Annotated in this window: 18 protein-coding genes; 14 read left to right on the top strand and 4 right to left on the bottom strand. The window is 43.5% G+C overall.

Annotated features, from left to right (window positions below; all coding sequences use genetic code 11):
- The first annotated feature begins 89 nt into the window (after nt 1-89).
- The 3 genes from hutI to MuYL_RS04805 are packed head-to-tail and all read left to right on the top strand — an operon-like array spanning nt 90 to nt 4739.
- Nucleotides 90-1292 carry an imidazolonepropionase gene (gene hutI / locus MuYL_RS04795; RefSeq protein WP_094569444.1) on the top strand — a complete coding sequence of 401 codons (1203 nt, stop codon included), beginning with the start codon at nt 90-92 and terminating at the stop codon, nt 1290-1292.
- A gap of 59 nt (nt 1293-1351) precedes the next feature.
- On the top strand, nt 1352-3037 hold the full coding sequence (gene ftcD / locus MuYL_RS04800; RefSeq protein ID WP_094569445.1) for a glutamate formimidoyltransferase: 1686 nt from the start codon (nt 1352-1354) through the stop codon (nt 3035-3037).
- A 52-nt stretch (nt 3038-3089) separates the two neighbouring features.
- Entirely contained in the window at nt 3090-4739 is a 1650-nt protein-coding gene (locus MuYL_RS04805; RefSeq protein ID WP_094569446.1) for an ABC transporter substrate-binding protein, read from the top strand.
- A 108-nt stretch (nt 4740-4847) separates the two neighbouring features.
- On the opposite strand, the gene MuYL_RS04810 is transcribed toward MuYL_RS04805, so the two are convergent.
- Nucleotides 4848-5168, bottom strand: a complete 321-nt coding sequence (locus MuYL_RS04810; RefSeq protein WP_094569447.1) for a hypothetical protein — start codon at nt 5166-5168, stop codon at nt 4848-4850.
- Nucleotides 5169-5313: 145 nt separating this feature from the next.
- Nucleotides 5314-7581, bottom strand: a complete 2268-nt coding sequence (locus tag MuYL_RS04815) for an aconitate hydratase (protein ID WP_094569448.1) — start codon at nt 7579-7581, stop codon at nt 5314-5316.
- 288 nt (nt 7582-7869) lie between these two features.
- Here MuYL_RS04815 and MuYL_RS04820 point away from each other — a divergent pair, with 288 nt between their 5' ends.
- From MuYL_RS04820 to MuYL_RS04845, 6 genes are all read left to right on the top strand, one after another.
- Nucleotides 7870-9204, top strand: coding sequence for a M16 family metallopeptidase (locus MuYL_RS04820; protein ID WP_094569449.1), 1335 nt, complete (start codon nt 7870-7872; stop codon nt 9202-9204).
- Nucleotides 9205-9227: 23 nt separating this feature from the next.
- On the top strand, nt 9228-11312 hold the full coding sequence (locus MuYL_RS04825) for a M16 family metallopeptidase (protein ID WP_094569450.1): 2085 nt from the start codon (nt 9228-9230) through the stop codon (nt 11310-11312).
- Nucleotides 11313-11623: 311 nt separating this feature from the next.
- Nucleotides 11624-12748: a M42 family metallopeptidase gene (locus MuYL_RS04830; RefSeq protein WP_094569451.1), complete on the top strand. Its 1125-nt coding sequence runs from the start codon at nt 11624-11626 to the stop codon at nt 12746-12748.
- A gap of 103 nt (nt 12749-12851) precedes the next feature.
- A complete protein-coding gene (locus MuYL_RS04835; RefSeq protein ID WP_094569452.1) occupies nt 12852-13754 on the top strand; it encodes a nucleotidyltransferase family protein in 903 nt (300 codons plus the stop codon).
- 111 nt (nt 13755-13865) lie between these two features.
- The gene (locus tag MuYL_RS04840) at nt 13866-16169 is read left to right on the top strand and encodes a glycoside hydrolase family 31 protein (RefSeq protein WP_094569453.1); all 2304 of its coding nucleotides are present in this window, start codon (nt 13866-13868) and stop codon (nt 16167-16169) included.
- A gap of 151 nt (nt 16170-16320) precedes the next feature.
- A complete protein-coding gene (locus MuYL_RS04845; protein WP_094569454.1) occupies nt 16321-16707 on the top strand; it encodes a TM2 domain-containing protein in 387 nt (128 codons plus the stop codon).
- Between the two features lie 143 nt (nt 16708-16850).
- On the opposite strand, the gene MuYL_RS04850 is transcribed toward MuYL_RS04845, so the two are convergent.
- Nucleotides 16851-18494 carry a M28 family metallopeptidase gene (locus MuYL_RS04850; protein WP_094569455.1) on the bottom strand — a complete coding sequence of 548 codons (1644 nt, stop codon included), beginning with the start codon at nt 18492-18494 and terminating at the stop codon, nt 16851-16853.
- Nucleotides 18495-18574: 80 nt separating this feature from the next.
- Between MuYL_RS04850 and MuYL_RS04855 the strand changes: the two genes are divergently transcribed.
- The 4 genes from MuYL_RS04855 (at nt 18575) to MuYL_RS04875 (ending at nt 21349) form a co-directional block, all read left to right on the top strand.
- Complete coding sequence (locus MuYL_RS04855; protein ID WP_094569456.1) at nt 18575-19282, top strand: exonuclease/endonuclease/phosphatase family protein; 708 nt, start codon at nt 18575-18577, stop codon at nt 19280-19282.
- Between the two features lie 163 nt (nt 19283-19445).
- Nucleotides 19446-19778, top strand: coding sequence for a hypothetical protein (locus MuYL_RS04860; RefSeq protein WP_094569457.1), 333 nt, complete (start codon nt 19446-19448; stop codon nt 19776-19778).
- 109 nt (nt 19779-19887) lie between these two features.
- Nucleotides 19888-20580, top strand: a complete 693-nt coding sequence (locus tag MuYL_RS04865; protein WP_094569458.1) for an SIMPL domain-containing protein — start codon at nt 19888-19890, stop codon at nt 20578-20580.
- 355 nt (nt 20581-20935) lie between these two features.
- Nucleotides 20936-21349, top strand: coding sequence for a hypothetical protein (locus MuYL_RS04875; RefSeq protein WP_094569460.1), 414 nt, complete (start codon nt 20936-20938; stop codon nt 21347-21349).
- A 133-nt stretch (nt 21350-21482) separates the two neighbouring features.
- Here the strand turns inward: MuYL_RS04875 and serS are convergent, their stop codons facing one another.
- Complete coding sequence (gene serS / locus MuYL_RS04880) at nt 21483-22754, bottom strand: serine--tRNA ligase (protein ID WP_094569461.1); 1272 nt, start codon at nt 22752-22754, stop codon at nt 21483-21485.
- Between the two features lie 139 nt (nt 22755-22893).
- Here serS and rsmI point away from each other — a divergent pair, with 139 nt between their 5' ends.
- Nucleotides 22894-23613 carry a 16S rRNA (cytidine(1402)-2'-O)-methyltransferase gene (gene rsmI, locus MuYL_RS04885; RefSeq protein ID WP_170309723.1) on the top strand — a complete coding sequence of 240 codons (720 nt, stop codon included), beginning with the start codon at nt 22894-22896 and terminating at the stop codon, nt 23611-23613.
- Nucleotides 23614-23640 lie beyond the last annotated feature (27 nt).

Below are 23640 nucleotides of genomic sequence, written 5' to 3' on the forward strand. Positions count from 1 at the left end.
CCAACGAAACATACGTTCGTTGATTGTCCTTAGCAGCGGTTGCTTCGAAATGATGCGCGGAGAAAAGGAAGATATTAAATAAATAAATAATGAAAACACTCCACGGTCCGTTTACCCAGATCCTGCCCCTAACGGGGATGCCTTTAAAAGGAGCATTGACAGATGATCAGCTGCAGGTTATTCCTGACGGCGGGATTATGGTTGAAAATGGGCTGATCCTGATTGTTGGCGATTTTGAAACTTTACGCAAAGAAAATCCATCGGCACAAATAAATTTAATTGAAGGCGACGGCGTGTTGCTACCAGGCTTTGTTGACTGCCATACCCATATTTGCTTTGCAGGCAGCAGGGCAAAGGATTACGCCATGCGTATCCAGGGGAAAACCTATTTGGAGATTGCCAAAGCTGGCGGCGGCATCTGGGATTCCGTAACGCAAACCCGGGCGGCTGACGAAGCTTTACTTACCGAACTGTTATTAAAAAGAATTGAGCGCCATTTAGCCGAAGGGGTAACCACCATTGAAGTTAAAAGCGGTTATGGACTATCTGTTGAGCAGGAGTTAAAACAGTTAAGGGCCATTAAAGTGGCATCAACCCAAACAAAAGCCAGTATTTTAACTACCTGTTTGGCGGCGCACATGGCTCCGAAAGATTTTAACGGCAGCCAAAATGATTATTTGGAACACATTTTAACCGGTTTGCTGCCTGTTATCAAAAAAGAAAACCTGGCCAGCAGGGTTGATATATTTATTGAAGAAAGCGCTTTTAATGCAGAGAATGCAACCATTTATTTAACCAAAGCCAAACAAATGGGCTTTGATATAACCGTACATGCCGACCAGTTTACCACAGGCGGCAGTAAGGTAGCTGTAAATTTGGGCGCTGTTTCTGCCGATCACCTGGAAGCCAGCGGAGATGCAGAAATAAAATTATTAGCCAATTCAAATACAGTAGCCGTAACTTTACCCGGTGCATCGCTGGGTTTGGGCATGCCTTATGCACCTGCACGGAAGCTGCTGGATGCCGGCGCCTGCCTGGCCATTGCAAGCGACTGGAATCCCGGTTCGGCACCAATGGGCGACCTGCTGATGCAGGCTGCCGTAATGAGCGCTGCCGAAAAGCTAAGCACTGCCGAGGTGTTTGCCGGATTAACCTTCCGCGCTGCAAAGGCGTTGAACTTAACTGACCGGGGCATATTGGCAGCAGGTATGCGGGCAGACCTGCAAATATATCCTGCTAATGATTATAGAGAAATTCTATATCAGCAGGGAAAGCTAAAACCAAAAAACTAATTACTATATCTAATTCAAACAACTAATCTCTGATCTCCAGCCTCTAATCTCTAACCCCCATGACACAACTCATCGAATGCGTTCCAAATTTTTCTGAAGGTGTAAACCTTGATATTATTAAACAGATCACCAATGAGGTTGAATCAATTGAGGGTGTAAGATTGCTGAATGTTGATCCCGGCAAGGCAACCAACCGTACCGTAGTAACTTTTGTAGGCGAACCGGCAAAGGTTATTGAAGCTGCTTTTTTGGCGATAAAAAAGGCCGGTGAGCTGATAGATATGAGCAAACACAAAGGCGAACACCCACGGATGGGCGCTACAGATGTTTGTCCGCTGATCCCTATTGCCAACATCAGCATGGAAGAAACTGCAGAATATGCCAGGCAACTTGCCAAACGGGTGGGTGAGGAATTAGGCATCCCGGCGTATTTATATGAGTATGCCCAGGCTGATAAAAAGCGCAATAACCTTTCGGTGATCCGGGCGGGCGAGTATGAAGGCTTTTTTAAGAAGATAAAACTCCCGGAGTGGAAACCTGATTTCGGCCCGGCGGAGTATGATGCCAGGCGTGGTGCCACCGTGATTGGTGCACGGGATTTCCTGATTGCCTACAATGTAAATTTAAATACCACCAGTACCCGCAGGGCAAACTCCATTGCGTTTGATATACGCGAGGCAGGCCGCGTAATGCGCGAAGGCGACCCGATTAATGGCAAAATAATTAACGATGAAAACGGCAAGCCAAAATCTATCCCCGGTTCCTTAAAATCGGTAAAGGCTATCGGCTGGTACATTGAGGAGTATGGCATAGCGCAGATCTCTATGAACCTCACCAATATTGAAGTTACCCCTTTACACATCGCTTTTGACGAGGTTTGCACCAAAGCGGCAGAGCGCGGGATGCGGGTAACCGGCAGCGAACTGGTGGGATTGGTCCCCTTAAAAGCCATGCTGGATGCCGGCAAATATTTCCTGCTGAAACAACAGCGTTCGGTTGGGGTAAGTGAGAAAGAACTGGTTAAGATCGCCATAAAATCAATGGGCTTGTCGGAGCTGTCTCCATTCGTTCCGGAGGAAAGGATCATTGAATATTTACTGAAAGACAATGCATCCACCAAACTGGCTTCAATGACCCTGATTGAGTTTGCTGATGAAACAGCGAGTGAAAGCCCGGCACCGGGTGGGGGTTCCATATCAGCTTACATGGGTGCTTTAGGCGCAGCACTGGCAACCATGGTAGCTAACCTTTCATCGCACAAAAAAGGCTGGGACAACCGTTGGGAAGAGTTCAGCAACTGGGCAGAGAAAGGCCAGCAATATAAAGATGAACTGGTGAGATTGGTTGATTTGGATACGGCAGCTTTTAACAAAATAATGGAAGCGTTCAGCCTGCCAAAAGTTACAGATGAGGAAAAAGCCGCGAGGGATAAGGCCATTCAGGATGCTACCCGTTATGCTATTGAAATTCCTTTAAGAGTAATGCATGCGGCATACGGCAGCCTGACGGTGATCAAAGCAATGGCCGAAACCGGTAACCCAAACTCGGTAACTGATGCCGGAGTAGCAGCCCTTTGTGCCCGCAGTGCGGTAATAGGCGCCTTTATGAACGTGAAGATAAATGCATCCGGTTATAAGGATAAAGACTACGTTATTAAAGTTATTTCCGATGGCGGCGAACTGGAGCGGAAAGCTATAGCGCTGGAGGGGGAGATAATTGAACTGGTTAACGGGAAGATTGTTTAATTTGATGATTTGACAATTAGATGATCTGAAAATAGCTAGCTTTATAAGGATAATGACGCAGCAAATTTTCAAATTTTCAAATCACCACATTTTCAAATTACTATTCCTTCTGCTATTCATTTCCTGCAACCCGGATAAATCCACCACAAAAAAGACAATCTTCAATATTAACCTGGATGAAGGCCTGAGTTCGCTCGATCCCGCTTTTGCGCGCAACCAAAACACCATCTGGATGACCAACCAGGTTTATAACGGCCTGCTGCAAATTGACGACAGCCTTAAAACCCGGCCCTGTATTGCCAAAAGCTGGGAAATCTCGGCAAACGGACTTTCTTATACCTTCCATTTACGCAGCGATGTGCATTTTCATGATGATCCGCTGTTTGCAAACGGCCAGGGGCGTAAAGTTGTAGCCGGTGATTTTGTGTACAGTTTCCACCGGCTTATTGATCCGAAAGTGGCATCGTCCGGCTCATGGATCTTTAGCGATAAGGTTTGTGATAATCCGTTTATCGCGGTAAATGACAGCACTTTTCGTATTACCCTCAGGCAGCCTTTCCCGCCGCTGTTAAGCATGATCACCGCGCAGTATTGCTCTGTTGTGCCGCATGAGGTGGTTGATCATTATGGGAAGGATTTCAGGCAGCACCCTGTTGGTACCGGCCCCTTTAAGTTTAAATACTGGAAAGAGGGCGAGATTATGGTACTGCTGAAGAACGAAAAGTACTGGGAGAAAGATAAAGACGGCTCAGCCCTGCCGCACCTTGATGCCATTCGCGCAACATTTATTGGCGATAAGCAAACCGCCTTTATGGAGTTCATCAGCAAAAAGCTTGATTTTTTAAATGATATTGATGGCAGCTATCGCGATGATATCCTGACCAAAGCGGGGGCCATCACCCAAAAATATAAAGGAAAATTTACCCTTAACACCGGCCCCTATACCAACACCATTTACCTGGGGATGCTGGTTGACAGCAGCCTGGCTATTGTAAAGTCGTCGCCGTTGCGTAAACTAAAGATAAGACAGGCCATTAATTATGCTATTGATAAAGAAAAGATGATTAAATACCTGCGCAACAGCATGGGCACGGCCGGCACTGCAGGTTTTATCCCGATGGGGATGCCGGGGTTTGATGCGGCAAAGGTTAAAGGATACAGTTACAACCCCGAAAAAGCAAGGCAGCTGCTGAAGGAAGCAGGATACCCTGATGGTAAAAACATGCCCGAAATTGTGCTGCATACCACCGTAGGCTACCGCGGATTGATAGAATACGTACAGGGCCAGCTGGACAGGGTAGGGATTAAAACAAGTGTTGAAATAACCCAGGGTGCAAGTTTGCGCGAGCTGGTATCAAAAAATGGCGTCAACTTTTTTTACGGTACCTGGATTGCCGATTACCCGGATGCTGAGAACTACCTGTCGGTGTTTTACTCCAAAAATAAGATTCCTTTCGGCCCCAACTATACCGGCTTTAACAACAAACAGTTTGATGCCCTTTTTGAGCAGGCGTACCACGAAGTTGACGACGAAAAACGCTATGTACTTTACCGCGAAATGGATAACCTGGTAATGCAGCAATCGCCGGTGGTTATTTTGTATTACGATAAGCGGGTAAACCTGTACCAGAACAACATCTCGGGCTATGGCCTTAACGGGCAAAATTTGCTGGTGCTAAAAAGGGTGGTTAAAAGAGATTAGAGGTTAGCGTTTAGAGGTTAGTGATTAGAGGTTAGTTAGGGCATGTTTATCGAATGCAACATCATTTAATCATTCAGTAAGACGCTTAGCAATGCGAAACCACAAGCCTTATTCATCCGCATACCGCAACACATCAGCAGTTACAGTTACTGACTGCCCGTCGTTGGTAACATCCGGCTTATTAATTACAACGGCATTGCCGCCTACGGTTCGGGCATAGTTTTTTAGTTCTGCCTTCAACCGTTCCTGGTTATAATTAGGGCTGGTTAAACGGCCAATAACTTTGTACAGTTTTTTAACATCGTGCACCGAATAATAAATTTCCACATCTGACTTTACGGGGGTGTACCTGTCGCCAAAATAAGATACGGATGCACAGGACGAGAGCAGGAAGGCGAATCCTAAAATGATAAACTGGTAACGTTTCATAAGTTTAAGGTTTTGATTATAACCTTAAGACCGGGAAAACACCTACCGGTTTAGCGTGGTGAAGTAATAATTTTATTACAGGTAAATGCCAACAAAAAAGCCTCCCCATAAATGAGAAGGCTTAAATATTCTAAGTACGAATTAATTACGAAGCCATTTGCTTCCTGATGATGTTTAATGCACCGCCGGCTTTAAACCATTCTATTTGCTGCGCATTATAAGTATGGTTTACCTGGAATGATTCTGTTGAACCATCTTTATGGTGCAATACCACGGTTAATTGTTTATCAGGTGAAAATGTTGTTAAACCGGTGATATCGATGATGTCGTCCTCCTGGATTTTATCATAATCATTGCTGTCGGCAAAGGTGATGCCCAGCATACCTTGTTTTTTCAGGTTGGTTTCGTGGATCCTGGCAAATGATTTTACCAGTATGGCACGTACACCCAGGTGACGGGGCTCCATAGCAGCATGCTCGCGTGATGAGCCTTCGCCATAGTTTTCATCGCCTACAACAATTGAACCTATGCCATGCGCTTTATAGTCGCGTTGGGTGGCAGGTACCGGTCCGTATTCGCCTGTCAGCTCATTTTTAACACTGTCGGCAGTATTGTTAAAATAGTTGATGGCGCCAATCAGCATGTTATTTGAAATATTATCCAGGTGACCACGGAACTTTAACCAAGGGCCGGCCATAGAGATATGATCGGTAGTACACTTACCTTTTGCTTTAATTAACAGTTTTAAGCCGGTAATGTCAGTACCTTCCCATGCAGTAAACGGATCAAGCAATTGCAGGCGCGATGATCTTGGGTCAACCTTAACCTCAACGCTGCTGCCATCTTCGGCAGGTGCCTGGTAGCCGGCATCTTCAACTGCATAACCTTTTGACGGCATCTCGAGGCCTTCCGGCTCGTCAAACTTAACCTGCTCGCCTTTGGCATTAGTTAAAGTATCGGTTAACGGGTTAAAAGTAAGATCGCCAGCTATAGCAAACGCGGTAACAATCTCCGGCGATGCCACAAAAGCGTGGGTATTGGGGTTACCATCCTGGCGTTTGGCAAAGTTGCGGTTAAACGATGTGATGATAGAGTTTTTGCGGGTAGGGTCGTTGGTATGACGTGCCCATTGACCAATACAAGGGCCGCAGGCATTTGCCAGCACAACGCCGCCCATGCTTTCAAACGTACCTAAATAACCATCCCGTTCAACGGTATAACGTACCAGTTCAGATCCCGGGGTAATGGTAAATTCGGCGTTTGTTTTTAAATGTTTATCAATAGCCTGTTTAGCGATAGAAGCCGAACGGGTAATATCCTCGTATGATGAATTTGTACATGAGCCAATTAAGCCAACTTCCAGCTTAGCAGGCCAGCCGTTTTCTTTAACCGCCGCAGCAAATTTAGAGATCGGCCATGCCAAATCAGGCGTAAACGGACCATTTACATGCGGTTCAAGCTCGTTCAGATCAATTTCAATAACCTGGTCAAAATATTGCTCCGGATTGGCGTAAACTTCAGGGTCGCCGGTCAAGTGTTCGGCAACAGCGTTTGCAAGTTCAGCAATATCGGCACGTTTGGTGCCGCTAAGGTAAGTTGCAGACTTTTCATCATACCCGAAGATAGAGGTGGTTGCACCAATTTCGGCACCCATGTTACAGATGGTGCCTTTACCTGTTGCAGAAAGTGAACGCGCACCCTCGCCAAAATATTCAACAATAGCACCCGTTCCGCCTTTTACGGTCAGGATTCCGGCTACTTTTAAAATAACATCTTTTGCTGAGGTCCAGCCTGATAGTTTACCGGTTAATTTAACACCTATCAGTTTAGGGAATTTTAGCTCCCATGGCAAGCCTGCCATTACATCACAGGCATCGGCACCGCCAACACCAATAGCTATCATACCCAAGCCACCTGCATTAGGGGTGTGCGAATCTGTACCTATCATCATTCCACCTGGAAATGCGTAGTTCTCTAAAACAACCTGGTGAATAATACCTGCACCCGGTTTCCAGAAGCCCAGTCCGTATTTATCAGATACCGAAGCCAGGAAATCATAAACTTCTTTATTAACATCTTTAGCGGTGCTCAAATCCTCATCAGCGCCAATTTTAGCCTGGATCAGGTGATCGCAATGTACAGTTGAAGGCACGGCAACCTGCGGACGGCCAGCCTGCATAAACTGCAGTAAAGCCATTTGCGCAGTAGCATCCTGCATGGCAACGCGGTCTGGTGCAAAGTCAACATAGTCAACACCACGGCCAAATGCTTTATGGGCATCACCTTCGCTAAGGTGGGCGTATAATATTTTTTCGGTTAAAGTAAGGTGTTTACCGGTCGCTTTACGGGCAGCAGCCACGCGGGTGCTATAGCGGTCGTAAACCTTTTTGATCATATCTAAATCAAAAGCCATTTTATTTGATCTTTAGGTGAAAGTAAAAGAATAGACATTAACCGGTTAACGGCTTGTCAATCCGGCGAATTTACAAAAAATGCAGGTAAAAGGAAGTCAGGCGAATGTACAATTGTTATTTGGACAGGTTCTAAATTAATTAAAAGCGAATGGGCAAATAATTATACACGCTAAACATTAATTGAATTGTTTAATTATAAAGTTCAAAAAAATTAACTAACAAGATAGTTTGTATAGGTGCGATGTAAAAACAATTTAATACTTTTATCAATAAATCAAATTCACAATATGCAAATAAAGAAAAACGTTTTTTGCGCACTCGCAGCGGTCTGCCTTTTGGGCGTACAGGCCAAAGCGCAAAAAGTAGAATTTACAGAATACGATTTGCCAAATGGCTTGCACGTAGTTCTGCACAACGACAGTAAGGCACCTGTTGTGGCCGTTACTGTAATGTATCATGTAGGATCGAAAAATGAGTCGGTGGGCCGTACAGGCTTCGCCCACTTTTTTGAGCACCTGTTGTTTGAAGGCAGCGAAAACATAAAGCGCGGCGAGTTTATGAAGGTGGTATCAGCCAATGGCGGCCAAAACAACGCCAACACCACCCAGGACAGGACCTTTTATTACGAAGTGTTCCCGTCAAATCAGCTGGAAACCGGTATGTGGCTGGAAAGCGAACGCATGATGCACCCGGTGATAAATGAAATTGGCGTAAAAACACAGAATGAAGTGGTGAAAGAAGAAAAGCGCCAGAGCCTTGATAATCGTCCTTATGGTAATTTAATTACCTATATCAGCGAAGGCTTGTTTCCAACCCACCCTTATCATAATGGGGTAATTGGCTCAATGAAGGATCTGGACGCAGCCAAACTGGATGAGTTTAAAGGTTTCTTTAAAAAATACTATGTTCCTAACAATGCAGTATTAACCATTGCCGGCGATATTAATATCGAAAAAACAAAAGAACTGGTTAAAGCCTATTTTGCCGATGTACCGCGTGGTGCCGATATTGTTTACAAAAAAGTTGAGGAGGCCCCAATAACCAAACAGGTTACAGATACCGCTTACGATGCCAATATCCAAATCCCTTTTATGATTGAAGCATACCGGGTGCCCGGCCGCGACAGTCATGATTCAAAGGTAATGCAAATGATCTCGTCTGTGCTTTCGGGCGGTGCCAGTTCAAGGATGTACAAAAAAATGGTTGATGAGAAGAAGAACGCGCTGCAGGTAGTTGCATTTAACTATGCCCTTGAAGACTACGGCATGTATATAGTAGGAGCCCTTCCAAACGGCGGCGCTGCACCTGCGAGCCTGTTGCCTGATATGGATGAGGAAATTAAAAAGCTGCAAACCGACCTGATAAGCCCTGAAGAGTATCAGAAGTTGCAAAACCAGTTTGAAAACAATTTTGTGAGCGCAAATACCCGTATGGTTGGGCTGGCCGAAAACCTGGCCAACGGTTATACTTTTTACCACAAAGATACCGGCCACGTTAACGAGGAGTTGACAGAGATCCGCTCTATAACCAGGGAAGAAATAAGGGAAGCAGCAAGAAAGTACCTTAACCCAAACCAGCGCCTGGTATTGTATTATTTGCCCGGAAAAGGAAAAGCTCAATAATTAATTTATAGCACGAAAACATCATGAAGAAATATATAATTATAGCTGCCGGCGCATTATTTATGCAATATGCACAGGCGCAAACAATTGACCGCACCAAACAGCCTAAACCCGGGCCTGCCCCCGTTTTAACTATAAAAGACCCGGTTAAGTTTATTTTACCCAACGGCATTACAGTTTTGGTGGTTGAAAACCATACGCTGCCAAAGGTAACAGCCAATTATTTAATTGACGTTGGCCCTGTTACCGAAGGAAGCAAAGCCGGTGTGGTAAACCTAATGGGCTCTATGCTGAACGAGGGTACTAAAACCATGCCCAAAGCGGTGTTTGATGAATCGGTTGAAAAAATGGGCGCAAATGTGAGCCTGAACTCGGCCGGTGGTTATGCATCAGCACTTACCCGTTATTTCAAAGAGGCCTTTACCCTGATGGGTACCGCGCTTAAAGAGCCTGCTTTTACACAGGAATCATTCGATAAACTGAAAACCCAGGAAATAACCAATTTAAAGTCTTCAGCAAAAAGCGCTGCTGCCATTGCAGCCAGGGTAAATAATGCCCTAACTTATGGTAAAACGCATCCCAACGGCGAATTTGAAACTGAAGAAGGCGTTCAGGCGTTAACTTTACAGGATATTAAAGATGCTTATGCTAAGTATGTTACCCCATCACGCGGATATTTAACCATAATTGGTGATATTAAACCTGCTGATGCTAAAGCTTTAGCTACCCAGGTACTGGGCAGCTGGAAAGGCGCCACACTTACTTTACCTAAGCTTGCAGAAGTAGCTAACCCAACCAAAACCGAAATTGATGTGGTTGATGTGCCAAGTGCAGTACAATCAGAGATCAATGTGATTAACCTGGTTGACCTCAAAAAAAACAATCCTGATTATTTCCCTGCAATATTGGCCAGCTACATTTTAGGGGGTGGCGCAGAAAGCCGTTTATTTATGAACCTGCGCGAAAAGCATGGTTTTACTTACGGTTCATACTCATCATTGGGTACCGGCAGGTTCCAGGAAACATTTGATGCCTCGGCTTCTGTACGGAATGCAAAGGTGGACAGTGCGGTTACTGAAATGCTTAACGAGGTAAAAAGGATTCGGACAACAAAAGTAACTGACGAAGAACTCAACACTGCAAAGGCTTTATATAATGGCTCCTTTGCGCTTGGTTTGGAAGATCCTGCGCGTACGGCAACATTTGCAAGCAACATCCTGATCAATGATTTACCTGCTGATTTTTATAAAACTTACCTGCAAAAGGTAAATGCAGTAACCGCTGATGATATACAACGCGTGGCCCAAAAGTATTTTAACTATGATAATACCCGCGTGGTGGTAGTGGGCGGTGCTGCCCAGATGCTTGAGGGGCTTAAGAAAAGCGGATATCCTGTTAAGCTTTATGATAACTACGCCAGCCCGGTAACTGAAGGCGCTTCGGCTGCTACGGTACCCGCTGTAAAGGCAACTGATATTATTAAAGGATACATTGATGCCGTTGGCGGCGCTACTGAACTGAAGAAGGTAACCTCAACCGTTACCACTTTGGATATGAGCATGCAGGGCATGAAGCTTAGCGTTGTGCAGAAAAAAATGGCGCCTAACAAAGAGGCTATGGCCATTACAATGGGTGGCAACACCGTAATGAAAGAGGCATTTGACGGCGAAAAAGGTTACCAGCAGCAAGGCCCAAATAAAAAGGATATGACTGCTGAAGAAGTAGCGCAAAAGAAAGTGTTCACTTCATTAACCGAACAGCTTGACTACTTAACCAACTCTGCATTTAAGCTGGCGGTAAAGGGTATTCAAAAAGTAAACGGAGCCGATGCTTACCAGGTGAGTGTTACCGACCCAACAGGCAAAACATCAACAGAGTATTATGACGTTAAAAGCAAGCTGCTGGTAAAAAATGAAAGCACCACGGTAACCAATAATGTAAGTATAAATGTAACCCTTGAGTTTGGCGACTACCGCAAAACGGGTAATATATTGCAGCCGTACAAGCAAACCATAACACAGTCTGCCGGTGGGCAGGATCAAACCTTTGAAATGACAGTAACGGATGTAAAAATAAATACCGGGGTAACTCCTGACGATTTTAAATAACCGTTTTTTAAATTCTTTTAAAGAGCTTGCCGTTGGCAGGCTCTTTTTTTGTGCAATAATGACGAGTTGTAAGCAACATTGCAGCCATTTATTGCGATTTTTATTGAGGTAGATGACGCCTCAATAATGCTTTAATTGAAACTTTGTTACGTAGCAGGGGAAAGGAACCATCCCTTTTACCTGCCCCTTTTGCCGGATATTTTAGCTGAAGTTCAGCCCCTTAGTGCTGAGAGGCTTAGCTAAATTGTATTTCCGCCTTTCGACAATATCTTTATATTTGCCTCTGCTTCTAAGTATAGAAATTTAAAAATATGGCTAAGAAAACATCTGAAACTCCTGATACCCCTAAGCATATTGCTGTTGTAAATGATAAGTCGTTATCATTTTTTGAAAAGTATATCAACAACCCTTCACCAACCGGTTTTGAGTGGAAGGGCCAGGAAATATGGCTTGATTATTTGAAACCTTACATTGATGATTATTATGTGGATAATTACGGAACAGCGGTTGGGATTATCAATAAAGACGCAGCCTACAAGGTTGTTATTGAGGCCCATGCCGATGAGATCTCGTGGTTTGTTAATTACATTACCAGCGATGGTTTAATATATGTTATCCGTAACGGCGGTTCTGACCACCAGATAGCGCCATCAAAAAGAGTTGACATTCACACGGATAAAGGAATAGTAAAAGCTGTTTTTGGATGGCCGGCTATTCATACCCGCAGTGCGGGCGAAAAGGAAGAGGCCCCAACGCTGAAAAATATATTTTTAGATTGCGGCTGCACTTCAAAAGAGGAAGTTGAAAAGCTAGGCATTCATGTAGGTTGCGTTATTACCTATGAAGACGAGTTTATGGTGCTGAACGACCGTTATTACGTTGGCCGGGCACTGGATAACCGCGCCGGTGGATTTATGATTGCCGAAGTTGCCCGTTTACTAAAAGAGAATAAGGTTAAATTACCTTTCGGCTTGTATATTGTAAATGCAGTGCAGGAAGAAATAGGGCTGCGCGGTGCCGAAATGATAGCGCATCACATTAAGCCAAACGTAGCCATTGTTACTGATGTTACGCACGATACGCAAACGCCAATGATTAACAAGATAACCCAGGGCGACCTTGCCTGCGGTCGTGGTCCAGTAGTTTCCTATGCACCTGCTATACAAAACAACCTGAATAAACTGCTGATAGAAACGGCCGAGAAAGCGAAGATTCCTTTTCAGCGCCAGGCCTCATCGCGTTCAACAGGCACTGATACAGATGCTTTTGCGTATTCAAATGACGGTGTGCCGTCTGTATTGATCTCGTTGCCGCTGCGTTATATGCATACCACGGTGGAGATGATCCATAAAGAAGATGTTGACAATGTGATCCGTTTGATCTACGAAACCCTGTTAAATATTAAAGACGGGCAGGATTTCAGATATATTAAATAAGGCACGGCCATTAAAACATTTTAACCGTATAAGTATTATTAAACAATAATAATTAAAATAAAAATGTCATATTTACAGTTAATGTGACACTTCTGGAAAATATATGAAACCTACATTACTGATCCTCGCTGCAGGAATGGCCAGCCGTTATGGCAGCATGAAACAAATTGATGGTTTTGGCCCTAACGGCGAAACTATTATTGACTATTCTATATATGACGCCATAAAAGCAGGCTTCGGAAAAATCAGCTTCATCATCCGTGAAGAATTTGCTGAACCTTTTAAAGCAATTTTTGAACCCAAGCTAAAAGGACGCATTGAAACAGATTATGTTTTTCAAAGCTTCGATCTGAAACAATTTGGGATTAACAAAGAAATAGAACGCGCTAAACCATGGGGAACGGCACATGCGGTGTTGGCGGCCAGGAACCAGATAAACGAGCCTTTTTGCGTTATTAATGCGGATGACTTTTACGGATATGACTCATTTGAGAAAATGGCCAGGTTTTTAACCACCGAAGTAACCGATGATACCTACTCGCTGATTGGTTACCAGGTTGACAGGACCTTATCTGACTACGGAACGGTATCTCGCGGTGTTTGTAAGGTAGATGAAAACGGCAACATGGTTGAGATTAACGAGCGCACGGAGGTTTACTTTAAAGAAGATGGCAGCGTTGCTTACCGGGATGCAAGCGGCGAACATGCACTGAGCAGCGATACCCGTGTATCAATGAACTTTTGGGGATTTACCCCGGCTGTATTTAAACAAAGCGAACCGATGTTTAAGACATTTGTTGAGGAGAATGCCGGCAACCCGAAATCTGAATTTTTTATTCCTATTGTTGCCGATAAATTGATAAAAACCGGGCAGGCTTCATTTAAAGTGATCCCAACGGCATCAAAATGGTTTGGTGTTACTTATAAAGAGGATAAACCTATTGTACAAAAATGTATTTCAGAACTGGTGGAAAATGGAACCTATCCTGCAAACCTTTGGCCATAAGTTTATATGCATTTTTGATATTGAAATCCTGCTTAACGGCGGGATTTTTTGTTATTACGAAAACGTTATCCTGTTTTATCCGTTCGCTAAATAGTGATTAGAGGAAACAATATGCAAACTGAAATATTAGGGAATGCCAAAAGCGTCGATAAGCAAGGCAATGTTCTCATCATCAAAACAGACCAAGCCATTGCCCGCATCTGGGTTTACAGTCCAGCTGTTATCAGGATTAATGTAAGCCGTTCGTTTAACGAACACGATCCGTCCTTCGCGGTAATTCAAACCCCTTCGGAAACAATAAATTACACTGAATCGGCCGGTGAGATTGCTGTTATTACGTCCGAAGTAAAGCTCCTGATCAATAAATCACCGTTGCGCTTTAATTTTTATACAGCCGGTGGGAAGGTATTAAGCGGGGACGATCCGCGCTTCGGCATCAACTGGCAGGGCGACAGGGTAATTAACTACCGAAAATTATTTCCGGATGAAAGGTTTATCGGCCTTGGCGAAAAGACCGGGAATCTTGATCGCCGTGGCAGTCATTACGTAAACTGGAATACGGATGCTCCCTTACACGATACCAGGACAGATCCGCTTTACAAAACTTTTCCCTTTTTTATTGGCCTGCACAGCGGGCTAACTTATGGGTTGTTTTTTGATAATACCTATAAAAGTTATTTCGATTTCGGCGCCACCACTAACGAACAAATGAGTTGGTTTGGCGCCGATGGCGGCGACATGAATTATTATTTTTTTGGAGCACAGAGCGTCGGGGAAATTATAGAAGATTATACCTGGCTTACCGGCCGGATGGAAATGCCGCCTTTATGGAGCCTGGGGTACCAGCAGTGCCGGTGGAGTTACATGAGCGCTGCCGAAGTGTTGAATATTGCGGAAAATTTCCGCAAAGAAAAGATCCCGGCAGATGTGTTGTATTGCGACATTGATTACATGGAGGGCTTTAAAATTTTTACCTGGAACAAAGAGACCTTTGCCGAGCCAGAAAGTTTTATAGCTAAGCTGAAAGCGATGAACTTCCGCCTAGTTACCATAGTTGATCCCGGCATTAAAGTGGAACCGGGATATCAGCAATATGATGAAGGCCTGGCCAATAATTATTTTGCCACGTACCCTAATGGCGAAAACTACACGGCAGATGTATGGCCCGGCAGTTGCCACTTTCCTGATTTTTTTAGGGAAGATGTACGCGAATGGTGGGGTGCGGCATTTAGTGCTTTAACCGAACCCGGGGTAGAGGGTTTTTGGAATGACATGAACGAACCGGCGGCATGGGGACAAAATATGCCATGGCTGGTAAAGTTTGGCGATAAATACATGCCCCAAATACGCAATGCCTACGGAATGCAAATGGCAAAGGCAACTTATGAGGGCACCCGAAAACTACTGGGTAACAAACGCCCTTTTGTACTTACCCGTGCGGCATATTCAGGCACGCAGCGTTACTCGGCAATATGGACGGGCGATAATTCTGCTTATGATGCGCACATGTTGCTGGGTCAGCGCCTGGTAAACAGTTTAGGCATTACAGGGATGTCATTAACAGGTGTGGATATTGGTGGCTTTACCGGCGACCCAACGCCGGCGCTGATGGTGCGATGGAATTCACTTGGTGTATATACGCCTATGTTCCGTAACCATGCCATGCAGGGGACGAAAATGCGCGAACCTTGGTGCTGGGGTAAGGAAAATGAAGCCGTCATAAAAAAGGATATTGAATTGCGGTACCGTTTGCTGCCTTATATTTATTCGTCATTTTATCAATCGCACCAAACAGGTTTACCAACAAGCCGCACGCTTGCCATAAATTACACTACCGATAACAATGTATTTGATGTAAAATATCAAAACCAATTTCTGTTTGGAGATGCCCTGATGGTTGCACCCGTTGAAAGCACAAAATTTACCGAGGAAGTTTATTTACCCGCAGGCACCTGGTTCAGGTTCAGTACCGGCGAAAAGTTTGCAGGCGGCAGGGCGGTAATAGCTGATGCGCCATTAACTGATTTGCCTGTTTTTGTTAAAGCAAGCGCAATTATTCCTATGCAAAGTTTAGTTCAAAGCACCAATGAAAAGGGAGACGGGATTTTGGAAGTTAACGTTTGGCATGGAACAGCAGCCAATAGTTTTGTTTATTACGAAGATGATGGCGTAAGTTACGATTATGAAAAAGGTGGTTATTTTAAGCGACGAATTACCTATGATCCCGGCAAGCGACTAATTAGTTTCGCTGAGACTGAAGGATCATTTACTTCAAAATATGATAGGATAAAACTGGTGCTACATGGGTTCTCTATTGGTGAACACGGATTTAAAATAAATGGCACAATAAAAGTCCCAGCGGGCAGTGTATTAGTTTTTAATAATGATACCCAGATAATAGAAATAGCGTTTTAAAATGTAAGGATGGGCTGTTTTTTGGATTTTAAGTATTGAGGTAAGAATTTTCACCGCTCTAAAACCTTCTTTTACCGACTACTTTTACCTGCTAACCTATTTTGGATTGCCAATTTTGGGTTGAGGATATAGTTTTACATCAGATAAAGAAATGAACACTAAATCTGATAAAGAAATGGACACCTATCAAACCTCATACGCAGCATTTCCAGGCATGACTATGGATGAATATAGCTTTCTTCATCATGCATCTGCAGGCCTCAGCCAAAATCAAATGACCACTTTTATGGCCGTTTATAGCAGTCGCCGAAAAAATCCAACCGACATACTGGTAGCCACTTTATTCGGTTTTTTAGGCCTGGCTGGTGTGCAAAGATTTATGACCAATCAAATTTTATTAGGCGTGCTTTTTTTACTATCCGGCGGTTTTCTTGGGATAGGCACCCTGATAGACGCTTTTAGCTACAAAAGCATCGCGAATGATTATAACAGGCACCTGGCGTATGATTGCTACCAGATAGCAAAAATGAATAACTAGGACTCAACGGGGGAGCGTAATGCATAAAAACTGAAAAACTCCCTTACTCTATCATATATGTAAAGCAAAAGCTCCATGCGTGTAAAACGGATGGAGCTTTTGCTTTGATGTATCCGCGGTTTTATCCGATAACTAATTTATCATCACTTTCCCATTGATTTTTCTCTCACAACTTTAAATTCAGATCCGTTTTTCCAGCCGGGGAATGTGCTTTCGTTAGCTAGTTTATCGCCCACTTTAAACAGCAGGTTGGCTACCTGCGCCATGCCGCTGGCATCCATATCAGCTGAATAACTATCAGATGGCTGGTGGTAATGCTGATCGTTATATTCCTTTTGTTTTTGCTTGCCGTAAGCCTCACCATGTGCAGTGCTTTCTGCACCATTATTCATATCCAATGCGGGTACACCAACCTTGGCAAAGTTGAAATGGTCAGACCGGTAGTACCCGCCGGCGCCGGGTTTTTTATCGCCTGTCAGCTTTTTGCCGTCGGCCTTAGCAAATGCTGCTACATAATCTTCCAGGTCATTTTGGCCTTTACCGGTTATGGAAAAATCATTTGTTTCGCCATAACTCCCCAATGCATCCATATTCAGGTCTGCAACGGTTTTATTCAGCGGATAAATGGGGTGTGTTGCATAATATTCGGACCCAAGCAAACCCTGCTCTTCGCCGGTTACTGCTAAAAATACGATGGTGCGTTTGGGTTTGTCTTTAAGATGCGCAAACGCTTTAGCTACATTCAATACAGCCGCCACGCCGCTGGCGTTATCAACTGCGCCGTTATAAATGCTGTCGCCTTTTGCATCTGGTTTTCCAATGCCCAGGTGGTCCCAATGCGCGGTGTAAATTACGCATTCGCCAGGGGTTGTACTGCCTTTCAGTACAGCGATAACATTATGAGATGTTGAATATTTAAGCCTGGTTTTAACGGATAAATTGATAGTTTGATTTAACGGAATGGCCTTAAAATCTTTTTTGCGTGCAAGCGCCCTGAAGTCGCCGGTGATGCCTGCGGCGGTAAATAATTTTGTGGCAGCATCTTCGGTAATCCAACCCTCAACCTTGCATCGCGATAGGTGTTTATCCGCTTGCTGCAGGTACAACTTGGCGCCGGTAAAACTGTTGGCTACTACGCTCCAGCCATAGCTTGCCGGCTCTGTTTGGTGCACTATAAGGATACCTGCTGCTCCCTGGCGTGCGGCCTCTTCGTATTTATAGGTCCAGCGGCCATAATAGGTCATGGTATCACCTTTAAATAGTGTACTGCTGCCCGATTTAAATCCCGGATCATTAACCAGCACCACTACAGTTTTTCCTTTAACATCAAGTCCGGCATAATCATTCCAGTGGTATTCCGGGGCCACTATGCCGTAGCCCGCAAACACCAAAGGCGAGTTTGTTAACTGAACTTCAGGCACTTCCTGGCGGGTAGAAGCCACAAAGTCGATGGGGTAATTCAGGCTGGTTTTTCCTTTTGTTCCGGTTATTGCCATTTGTGCAACCGGGGTACTGGTCACCTCGACCATCGGTACATCCTGAAAATAACTGCCTTTGTTACCTGGTTCAAGTCCTTCTTTTTTAAATTGTGACGATATGTAGGCTATTGCTTTTGCTTCGCCATCAGTAAAAGGCCTGCGGCCGGTGAGTGAGTCATTCGCCAGCACGGCAATATGGTTTTTTATTTCGTCGGCGTTAATAACACTTGTGGCTTCTTTATTCTGTTTGCATCCAGCTAAAAAAGCAACAGAAATAATGCATAAAATGAGTTTGTAATTTATATTCATATCAGGGGGTTGTTTAAATCAAATGTAATGAAAAAGGCAATTGTTTGTTTTGTGGCTGCGTACATGTTACATTTAAGTTTATGAAAATAATTACGTGGAATGCAAATATGGCTTTCAGGAATAAGGCACACCTGTTAATGTGCTACGAGCCTGATATACTTGTCATTCCGGAATGTGAAAATCCCGAAAAGCTGAAGTTCAGATCCGGAGAAATTATGCCGGCTGATATTATATGGCATGGCAATAATACGAATAAAGGGCTGGCTATAATCTCATTTGGCGATTACAAGCTAACGCTGATGGATGAACACGATGCAGACCTTCGCACCATCCTGCCAATAACAGTGAGTGGAGCTAAGGAATTTACGCTTTTTGGGGTTTGGGCAAATAACCCTGCTGATAAAGCTAACCAGTACATTGGCCAGGTTTGGAAGGCGCTGCATTGTTATGAGCAACTGTTAAATAATAACCCGGTTATATTAGCCGGCGATTTTAACAGCAACACAATTTGGGATAAGCCACGCAGGCAGGGCAATCATTCTACCGTGGTTGAAAAGCTTTTAGCAAAAGGGATAGAAAGTACTTACCACCATTATTTTGGGTTTTCGCAGGGAGAAGAGGCTCACGCCACTTTTTCATTATACCGGCATAAAGACAAGCCGTACCATTTGGATTACTGCTTTGCTTCAGCCGATTTTATAAAGGACCTGGTATCGGTAGCGGTGGGCAGTTATGATGATTGGGCGATGCACAGCGATCACTGTCCGGTTATTGTTGAGTTTAAATAGCCTGTTGTAAAAATTTGACAGCGGTAAGCCGACCGGAACCGTACACAGTGCTGTATCAAAACGGTACAAGTCCTTGACTTTATTATTTTAAATAACTGTTAATCAATTGATTGTAACATCGGCACGTAGTTTGATCCTTTTTATCTGATTAATAGTAAGTTAGATGGGACATCGCAAACCATTGGAAAGGCGTACGTTTACGCAGGACCGTTACGAAATTTTAATAAAAAGGCAGAGAAGCGGCAAAGCTACATTTAACGAGCTAACCGAACTGGATGAAATTGTAAACCGCGATCCTGCTATCCGCGAAATTGTTTTGATAGAAAATAACTTCATCCAGCGCATTGACGACAATAACACGCCCCGGAACGAGCCCGAACAAGATATAGTAAAAACAGTCCCACGGCAAAGTTTTACAAACTGGCTGAAGGCTGTCATGGGTCGCATTTTTACTTCGCAAATTGCCGTAATAAAAAACGGTGCGTTTGTAGTGTGATTTAAAGATCACGCTTCCTGACTTTACTGACTTCCCCAACTTTTAGACTTTCCGTCTTTATCAATTAAACTTACCTTTGCCTGCACAGTCTATTTATAAAATAACAACCATGAAAAAATTAGCCATTTTAATAGCCCTTGTTGTAATTACAGGGCGGGTATTTGCGCAAAGCGTTGACTTGAGACGCAGAATTGAAGTTAGTGGAACCGCTGAAAAAGAGGTGACGCCTGATATTATTAATGTTTCTATTTCTTTGCAGGAATACCTGGATGGAAAGAAAAAGATCACTATTGATCAGCTGGAGAACCAACTGGAAAGTGCTGTGAAAGAGGCAGGAATAGCAAAGGAAGATTTTACCGTTAATAATGTATCCGGCTGGAACAATACTTACAACAAGAAAAAGACACCTGACTTTTTAGCCAGTAAACAATACAACATTAAGTTTCACGATCTGAATAAATATAACCAGATCCTTAATAAAATTGATCCAAAGGGAATCCAGTCTACCAATATTGACAGTTATGATTATTCAAAAATAGAAGCCCTTAAGAGCGAACTTAAAATAAAGGCGCTGTTGGCAGCAAAGGAAAAAGCAACTTACTTACTGGCTGCAATTAGTGATAAGGTTGGCGATGCTATCAGCATTACCGAAGTTGATAATGGCAATTACACTGCACCCCGCCCAATGATGTTTAAGTCAATGGCTGCAGATGCGAATGGCGGTCCTGCTGAATCTGATATTACTTTTAAAACAATTAAACTAAGTTTTCAGATCAACGCCGTTTTTGAAATTGTAAAATAATTATAAAACACCAGGAGGATAATATTAATATTCTCCTGGTTTACTGCCTGCCTTGTTACGATAATTATAAAAACAGCCCTGTTTTTGTAATTATTTTTCTAAATATTGTGCTTTCAGTATTTGTAATGTAAATGTTACATTTTAATTTCTTTGGGGTTTTAATTCCCCAAAACAAAACACTGGTCTTTAAAAAATTAACCCTTGGGAAATGTTTATTAAATTTCGGATACTTTGACGTTAAAGAATTTATGATCTCTAAATAAATGAGCCGTTTTTTTAGTTTTAACTCATTAATAATCACTTGACAATGTGAATTTTACAAATTATATTTAGGCTCCCTAATATTTAACTGAGCATGATCCGTACGCGCTTTAAGAAGGTACTATTGGTTGCCCCTGAAATCTTTCCAAATCAGCTATTAGCTGATTTTACCAATGTAAAGCATGTTTCTTCAAAAATAGGTGTGTTCCCGGCTATTTATGATATAACCCCAGATGTAATCGTTTTTGACTATGAGTTTATGGGAAAGGACCTTGAACGGACGCTGCGTCGTATACAGGTTAATAAATTTTATAATAAGGTAAAAATTTGTTGTTTCAAAAATTCAGTAAATGAAAATACCGATAGCTTTCTGAAAGTGCTTGGTGTTGACCACCTTATTTATCGCGACGAGCTTACAGCCAGTACCAAAAGCAAATCATTATTAAATACGTTTAATTCCGTAATTGATGCTTCCATTGTGAAATGGGTGATCAATGTTACGCAGTAAGCTACCCTTGCTGCCGGGCGTCCGGGCACAATGTATAGGATCTACAATATTTATTAAAAAAAATACCGCAAACGCAAACCTTAAAATGGTAGGTGCCTGCGGCATATTTGTTTGATTTAATGATTGCCTAAGTCTAATCAATCCACTCAAACTTTGTATAAGGAACCAAAACTTCAGGGATTTTGATGCCTTTTTCTGTTTGGTTATTTTCAAGCAGCGTTGCCACAATTCGGGGTAAAGCAAGTGCGCTGCCGTTAAGGGTGTGTGCCAGCTGGGTTTTGCCCTCGGCATTACGGAAGCGTAATTTTAAGCGGTTGCTTTGAAAGCTTTCAAAATTTGATACAGATGAAACCTCCAGCCAGCGCTGCTGAGCCGCGCTCCATGTTTCCATATCGTATGTTAGCGCAGAAGCAAAACCCATATCACCACCACATAAACGAAGGACACGATAGGGGAGGCCTAAATTCTGTAAAAGTCCCTGCACATGAAGGCTCATTTGTTCAAGTGTTTCGTATGATTTATCAGGATGTACCACCTGTACAATTTCAATCTTATCAAACTGGTGCAAACGGTTTAAGCCACGCACATGGGCGCCATAAGAGCCGGCCTCCCTGCGAAAACATGGCGTGTGACCACAATTTTTCATCGGGAGGTCTTCGCCTTTTAAAATAACATCGCGGTACATGTTGGTAATGGGTACCTCGGCAGTAGGGATAAGATATAACTTGTCTTCGCCTACAAAATACATCTGTCCTTCTTTATCAGGGAGCTGCCCTGTGCCAAAACCGGATGCTTCATTAACCATTAACGGAACACTAACCTCGCTGTAGCCCGCTTTCTCAGCCTCGTCAATAAAATAATTGATAAGTGCACGCTGTAGTTTAGCGCCTTTATTTTTATATACCGGAAAACCCGCACCGGTAATTTTAACCCCCAGCTCAAAATCAATCAGGTTGTATTTGGCAGCAAGCTCCCAATGCGGTAGCGCGTTGTCAGGCAATTGAGGCTTAGCACCATTTTCAAGAACTACTTCGTTTTCTTCGGGTGTTAATCCTTTAGGTACTGAATTGTGCGGAAGGTTGGGCAGTAACACAAGTTTCTGGTACAACTCATCCTCAACAACAGCCAGCTGATCGCCTAATTTTTTTATATCCTCTTTCCATGTGCCCGTTTTTGCCTTAAGGCCTTCGGCTTCATCTTTTTTACCGGCACGCATCAGCTCGCCGATTTGTTTTGCTGCAGCGTTGGCTTCGGCCGAGGTATTATCCAAACTGGTTTGAGTTGAACGGCGCTGATCGTCCAGTTCAATAACTTCATTGACTAATTCAGGCTGTTTGAAATTTTTTACAGCCAAACGTTCTAAAACCTGTTCCCTGTTATCGCGGATATAACTAACTTGCAGCATTATTTTATTTTTTAGGCAAAGATATAAATAAGTCGATAGTCCATAGTCGATAGTCCATAGTAATTTGAGTTTAAGTAGAACGACATCAAATGTATTAGCGACTATGGTCTGTCGTCCATCTACTATGGACCAAAGAACTATGAGCCAACAAGGAAAACTATATTTAGTCCCCACCCCGATAGGTAATCTTGAGGATATAACCTTCAGAGCTATCCGTATTTTAAAAGAGGTTGACCTGGTGTTGGCGGAGGATACCCGTACCTCGGCGCCGTTGTTAAAGCATTTTGAGATCAACCAAAAGGTTTTTTCGCATCACCAGCATAACGAGCACCAGTCGTCAAACGAGATTATCAGGTTTTTAAAAGAAGGCAAAAATATTGCCCTGATCTCTGATGCAGGTACGCCCGCCATTTCCGATCCGGGTTTTTTCCTGGTGCGCGAGGCGCTGAAAAACGATATCGAAGTGGAGTGCCTGCCCGGTGCTACAGCTTTTGTGCCGGCCCTGGTAAATTCGGGCTTTCCTACAGATCGTTTCTGCTTTGAAGGATTTCTACCATTAAAAAAAGGGCGACAGACCAGGTACAAGACCCTGGCAACAGAGGAACGCACCATTATATTATATGAATCGCCGCATCGTTTTGTGAAGACCCTGGACGAATTGGCTACTTATTTTGGTGCTGACAGACAGATCTCCGTATCGCGCGAGCTAACAAAAATGTTTGAAGAAACCGTTCGCGGTACAGTTGAAGAGGTGAAAACCTATTTTGAAACACACCCGGTTAAAGGAGAGTTTGTGATTTGCGTGGCTGGTGCCGCAACCAAATCCTCATCAAAAGAAAAAGACTTGAAAAACGAATAAAGAATGCGTCTTTCTCCGCAATTACGA

Source organism: Mucilaginibacter xinganensis (genome assembly GCF_002257585.1).
GTDB classification, from domain to species: domain Bacteria; phylum Bacteroidota; class Bacteroidia; order Sphingobacteriales; family Sphingobacteriaceae; genus Mucilaginibacter; species Mucilaginibacter xinganensis.

What these genes read in the sequence shown, in the direction of transcription:
- MuYL_RS04830 (WP_094569451.1), top strand. Translation starts at nt 11,624, where the DNA reads ATGGCTAAGAAAACATCTGAAACTCCTGATACCCCTAAGCATATTGCT.
- serS (WP_094569461.1), bottom strand. Translation starts at nt 22,754, where the DNA reads ATGCTGCAAGTTAGTTATATCCGCGATAACAGGGAACAGGTTTTAGAA.
- MuYL_RS04850 (WP_094569455.1), bottom strand. Translation starts at nt 18,494, where the DNA reads ATGAATATAAATTACAAACTCATTTTATGCATTATTTCTGTTGCTTTT.
- MuYL_RS04840 (WP_094569453.1), top strand. Translation starts at nt 13,866, where the DNA reads ATGCAAACTGAAATATTAGGGAATGCCAAAAGCGTCGATAAGCAAGGC.
- MuYL_RS04855 (WP_094569456.1), top strand. Translation starts at nt 18,575, where the DNA reads ATGAAAATAATTACGTGGAATGCAAATATGGCTTTCAGGAATAAGGCA.
- ftcD (WP_094569445.1), top strand. Translation starts at nt 1,352, where the DNA reads ATGACACAACTCATCGAATGCGTTCCAAATTTTTCTGAAGGTGTAAAC.
- MuYL_RS04845 (WP_094569454.1), top strand. Translation starts at nt 16,321, where the DNA reads ATGAACACTAAATCTGATAAAGAAATGGACACCTATCAAACCTCATAC.
- MuYL_RS04805 (WP_094569446.1), top strand. Translation starts at nt 3,090, where the DNA reads ATGACGCAGCAAATTTTCAAATTTTCAAATCACCACATTTTCAAATTA.
- MuYL_RS04820 (WP_094569449.1), top strand. Translation starts at nt 7,870, where the DNA reads ATGCAAATAAAGAAAAACGTTTTTTGCGCACTCGCAGCGGTCTGCCTT.
- MuYL_RS04835 (WP_094569452.1), top strand. Translation starts at nt 12,852, where the DNA reads ATGAAACCTACATTACTGATCCTCGCTGCAGGAATGGCCAGCCGTTAT.
- MuYL_RS04860 (WP_094569457.1), top strand. Translation starts at nt 19,446, where the DNA reads ATGGGACATCGCAAACCATTGGAAAGGCGTACGTTTACGCAGGACCGT.
- rsmI (WP_170309723.1), top strand. Translation starts at nt 22,894, where the DNA reads ATGAGCCAACAAGGAAAACTATATTTAGTCCCCACCCCGATAGGTAAT.
- MuYL_RS04810 (WP_094569447.1), bottom strand. Translation starts at nt 5,168, where the DNA reads ATGAAACGTTACCAGTTTATCATTTTAGGATTCGCCTTCCTGCTCTCG.
- MuYL_RS04825 (WP_094569450.1), top strand. Translation starts at nt 9,228, where the DNA reads ATGAAGAAATATATAATTATAGCTGCCGGCGCATTATTTATGCAATAT.
- hutI (WP_094569444.1), top strand. Translation starts at nt 90, where the DNA reads ATGAAAACACTCCACGGTCCGTTTACCCAGATCCTGCCCCTAACGGGG.
- MuYL_RS04815 (WP_094569448.1), bottom strand. Translation starts at nt 7,581, where the DNA reads ATGGCTTTTGATTTAGATATGATCAAAAAGGTTTACGACCGCTATAGC.
- MuYL_RS04875 (WP_094569460.1), top strand. Translation starts at nt 20,936, where the DNA reads ATGATCCGTACGCGCTTTAAGAAGGTACTATTGGTTGCCCCTGAAATC.
- MuYL_RS04865 (WP_094569458.1), top strand. Translation starts at nt 19,888, where the DNA reads ATGAAAAAATTAGCCATTTTAATAGCCCTTGTTGTAATTACAGGGCGG.